1 protein-coding gene and 1 pseudogene are annotated in these 978 nt (G+C 68.5%); both read right to left on the reverse strand.

Features of this window, described 5'->3' with window-relative positions; all coding sequences use genetic code 11:
• Positions 1-732, reverse strand: a 732-nt coding sequence (locus EN745_RS35195; RefSeq protein WP_145992348.1) for an iron chelate uptake ABC transporter family permease subunit, incomplete at its 3' end; no start/stop codon positions are given.
• Positions 725-978 (reverse strand): annotated as a pseudogene (locus EN745_RS35200) (iron-siderophore ABC transporter substrate-binding protein); the annotation flags it as partial. The pseudogene EN745_RS35200 and the gene EN745_RS35195, both read right to left, overlap by 8 nt.

The following is a 978-nucleotide window of genomic DNA, read 5'->3' on the forward strand; positions in this document are numbered from 1 at the left end:
GCCGAGGCTGCGCGCGCCCTCGTCGTCGAGGCCGAGCAAGGTCAGCGGCCGCGCCATCAGGCCGATCGCCAATGCCGCGAGGCTCAGACGCGGCAGGAGCCACAGCGTGGTCTTCCAATCCTGCTGACCGAGCGAGCCGGAGCCCCAGATAAACAGGCTGGCCAGCCATTCGTGCCTGAGCACGATAAGGGCGGCGCTAATCGCTCCGGCATAGAGGCTGACAACAAGGCCGGCGAGCACGACGGACAGCGGGGACAGGCCTTTGTGCCAGGACAGTGCGAAGACTGCAGCGAGCGCGACAAGGGCACCGGCAAGCGCCACCCATTCGCGACCGAAGGAAAGCAGCGCGGGCGAGAAAAGCGTGGCCAGCGCCAGCGCCAAATAGGCGCCGGCCGACACGCCGACGGTCTCCGGCGAGGCGAGCGGATTGCGCAGCACCTGCTGCAGCACCGCTCCGGCGAGGCCGAGGGCCGCGCCGCAGAGCAGGCTGACGGCAAGCCTCGGCAGGAAGGCATAGTGGACGAGCACCTGCCGCATGTCGTCGATTTCGGGTAAGGCGAGCGCCTTGAGCCAAAGCGCCGGCGGCAGTTGAACGGCAAGATTGGGAATGGTCGCCGCCACGGCCAAGGCCGCGAGCGCAGCGCAAAGCAGGATGGCTACGGTCGGCTGGCCACCGGCGCGCGGGACGATGAGACCGGCCGTACCCACTTTGCTTACCGCCGCATCAGCCATTGCCGTTTTCTCCTGTCATCGCCCTGGTCAGCACGCGGGCGAAGCGGGCGGCGGAAGGAAGCGCGCCGAACATCAGCACGGCGGGCAGGCGCCTGATCGATCGGTTGCGCACGAAGGGCATGGCGTTCCAGACCGGGCTTTCGGTCAGCGTGCCGCCGGCGCCCTCGGGCATGGGCTCGAGAAAGGCGAGACGCGCATCGCTCGCTGTCGCCAGGCCGTCGATGCCGACGGTCGAAAAGCCCCAAT

The organism is Mesorhizobium sp. M4A.F.Ca.ET.022.05.2.1 (assembly GCF_003998845.1).
Classification (GTDB): domain Bacteria; phylum Pseudomonadota; class Alphaproteobacteria; order Rhizobiales; family Rhizobiaceae; genus Mesorhizobium.